3 protein-coding genes and 1 pseudogene are annotated in these 3,006 nt (G+C 68.8%); all 4 read left to right on the top strand.

Features of this window, described 5'->3' with window-relative positions:
- Window positions 1-307 (top strand): annotated as a pseudogene (locus RWP81_RS15710) (hypothetical protein); the annotation flags it as partial.
- Between the two features lie 13 nt (window positions 308-320).
- Window positions 321-671 carry a glycosyltransferase gene (locus tag RWP81_RS15705; RefSeq protein WP_399540622.1) on the top strand — a complete coding sequence of 117 codons (351 nt, stop codon included), beginning with the start codon at window positions 321-323 and terminating at the stop codon, window positions 669-671.
- A 357-nt stretch (window positions 672-1,028) separates the two neighbouring features.
- The gene (locus RWP81_RS15695; RefSeq protein ID WP_009744093.1) at window positions 1,029-2,465 is read left to right on the top strand and encodes a recombinase family protein; all 1,437 of its coding nucleotides are present in this window, start codon (window positions 1,029-1,031) and stop codon (window positions 2,463-2,465) included.
- 181 nt (window positions 2,466-2,646) lie between these two features.
- The gene (locus RWP81_RS15690; protein ID WP_003780572.1) at window positions 2,647-2,859 is read left to right on the top strand and encodes a hypothetical protein; all 213 of its coding nucleotides are present in this window, start codon (window positions 2,647-2,649) and stop codon (window positions 2,857-2,859) included.
- The last annotated feature ends 147 nt before the right edge of the window (window positions 2,860-3,006 follow it).

The following is a 3,006-nucleotide window of genomic DNA, read 5'->3' as shown; positions in this document are numbered from 1 at the left end:
CTCCAGGATCATCGCCTCGCGGGGGATTCTCAGCGCCTGGAGCCCCCGTCTGCTGGCGGTGACGCCCGAGTGGCGCCCCTCCCAGGGCTCCCTCGGGTTCTGGCGGTCGCGTGCGACCGGGACTCTTCCGGCGGACGTCGAGCGCTTCCTGGCCGCCGGGCCGCCACCCGCGGTCGTCGGCTTCGGAAGCATGACGCACGGCGACCCGGCGCGGCTCGCCCGAGAGGTGGTGGACGGCCTGCGCCGTGCGGGGCGCAGGGGGATCCTCCTGGCCGGATGGGCGGGGTTGAACGCGTCGGGGGGGTGATGACGTCCTCGCCATCGAGGAGGCTCCTTTGGATGGGCTCCTGCCGAGGGCCGCGGCCGTCGTCCACCACGGCGGAGTGGGAACCGTGGGCGCCGCGCTCCATGCGGGGACTCCGCAGATCATCCGCCCCTTCTTCGGCGATCAGCCCTTCTGGGCCGGCCGTCTCCGCGAGCTGGGGGTGGCGCCGCGTCCGCTCAAGCGCGTGACCGGGGAGGCCCTTGCTGAGCGCCTGCGCGTCATCGACGACCTGGCCGACGCCGCTGGAGCGCTGGGAGAGGCGATGGTGGACGAGGATGGCTGCACCGCCGCCATCGATCGCATCAACCGGGTGCTGGGCCGAGGGGGAGCGGCGGGATTCGGGTGACGCTCATCGTGTGGAGGTCCGGAACGAGCCCGTGAGTCGGATAGTTGACGACTGCATGAAGGCTTCGGATTCCTCGGCTTCGGTCACTACGGACACGGTCGCGGCCCCGGCGATCCCGACGCCGGCCGGGCGCTCAAGGAGGCCGTCGAGATCGCGGTCGCGCGGTCGGGGCGGACGAGATCGGCATCAACGGCGCCTACTGACGCGTCCACCACGTCGCCCGCCAGGCGGCCTCGCCCGTGCCGCTGCTCGCGGTAGCGGGCGCCCGGACGTCGCGCATCGAGGTCAGCACCGGCGTCATCGACAAGCGGTAGCGCATGTAGCGGTTGCAACACCCGTTCACGTAAGCTTGGTTGCATGGTCGAACTGGTATCGCTGAGGAAGACGAACGAGGTTGCGGCGTACGTCCGCGCCTCGATGGACCGCAAGGGCGACCGATGGACCGTCGAGACCCAGCTGAGAAAGATCAGGGCGCTGGCCGAGGCCAAGGACTGGAAGGTCGTCGAGGTCTACGACGACAACGCGGTGTCCGCGACGAAGAAGCGCCGTGCTGGCACTCGGTGGGCCGAGATGCTGGAGGACGCCCGTGCGGGCAAGTTCTCGATGGTGGTCGCCGTGGACATGGACCGGCTCCTGCGTAGCACGAAGGACCTGAACACACTGATCGATCTCGGCCTGCGTGTCGTCACCGTTGACGGCGAGATCGACCTCTCGACGGCGGACGGGGAGTTCCGGGCGACGATGCTCGCCGCTCTCGCCCGGTTCGAGGCACGACGCAAGGCCGAGCGACAAATCAGGTCGAACGAGCGCCGACGCGCCGAGGGCATCCCCACGTCCGCCTGGAAGGCGTTCGGCTGGACGAGGGACGGCGAGTTGATCGAGGAGGAGGCCGCCGCCGTACGGCGGGCCTTCGATGCGTTCCTCGGCGAGCCGTCCCTGTCGATCCGGCGAATCCGCGAGGACCTGAACAGCGCCGGTCACTTCACCGCGCGTGGGTCGGAGTTCTCCGTCGATGCTGTGCGCTACCTGCTCGCGAACCCGCTTTACTGTGGCTACATCAAGCACTACGCGTCGGGCGAGCTGTACCCGGTTCAGGGCGAGGCGTTCCCGCCCATCGTCGGCGAGCAGACGTGGCGGGCCGCGGTGGCGAAGCTGGAGGACAACGTGCGGAGGTCGGCGAGGCAGGGGAACCAGCCGAAGTATCTCCTGTCCACGATCGGGCTGTGCGGGAAGTGCGGCGCGACGCTCGTCTCGGGGACGAACAGCCGCAAGCAGCCGACGTACCGCTGCGGCGAGCAGTTCCATCTCACCCGCCAGCGCGAGCCCGTCGATGCGATGGTCACCGAGGCGGTGCTCACGCGTCTGTCCTCGGTGGACGTGCACGACCTCGTGATGCCACAGGAGGACGATGGGCCGGATCGCGAGGAGCTGCTGACGGAGCGGAACGCCCTGGTCGATCGGGTGAAGGAGCTGAGCCCGCTGCTGCGCGACATCCATCAGCCGGTCCTGGAGATAACGGCAGCGATCAACGACGTGAAGGCCCGCATCGACGAGATCGACGCGGAGCTGCTCGACCGTTCGGTGTCGGCGGCGGCGAAGCTGCTCGCGGACGTCGAGGAGCCGGTCGGCACCGCGGAGCGCCGCGAGGTGGTCGAGGCGAAGTGGAAGGTGTTGGACGTGGACCGCCGCCGGATGCTCGTGGACGAGCTGGTGACGGTGACCATCGAGCCCATCACGCCCGGTCACGTGAAATTCGACCCCGACCTGATTCGGATAGAGCCGCGTCGCGACTGACTCATGAGTCGACTCGTCATTGCAATGGTGAGTCGACTCGTGGGAGAATGGTTGCAGACAAGAAGATCCCACCGGGGCCGCGACTTAGAAGCGCGGGGTTCTGCTCCCGGATGAGTAGCCGGTCAAACAGCCCAATTACCGTGGCGGGGAACCGGAAGATACTCATGTCTGAGGACTTCCGATGTCTGTCGTTATCGACGTTCCCCGCGCATCCGCGCTCGACCGCCCTGGCCTCGATCAGGGCTCCACTCCTTCTCCGCAGGCAGACGGCCTCGATCCCGTCATCGCCGCCGCTCGTGCTGCTGGTCGTCTGGCCGGTGAACGCCTGGCTCGCACGCCCCTGACCCCGCGACAGCGCGCCGCGGTCGCCGCCGTGATGGGCGGTGGTCACTGATGAGCGCCAACTCCGCCGCCTTCGACCACGTGAACGGCTTCCGCTGGCGACAGGGCGACCCCTCCCTCGCCGAGTCCGAGGCACGTCTCTACGACCTCGGCGTGCTCCGCTCCGTGCTGGAGGAGTCCGTCGAGATCGCCGTCGCCG

It is taken from the genome of uncultured Microbacterium sp., assembly GCF_963521695.1.
Lineage (GTDB): Bacteria > Actinomycetota > Actinomycetes > Actinomycetales > Microbacteriaceae > Microbacterium.
The sequence above is the reverse complement of the archived record's forward strand: the minus strand, read 5'-3'. Positions and strand labels throughout refer to the sequence as shown.

What these genes read in the sequence shown, in the direction of transcription:
- RWP81_RS15695 (WP_009744093.1), top strand. Translation starts at nt 1,029, where the DNA reads ATGGTCGAACTGGTATCGCTGAGGAAGACGAACGAGGTTGCGGCGTAC.
- RWP81_RS15690 (WP_003780572.1), top strand. Translation starts at nt 2,647, where the DNA reads ATGTCTGTCGTTATCGACGTTCCCCGCGCATCCGCGCTCGACCGCCCT.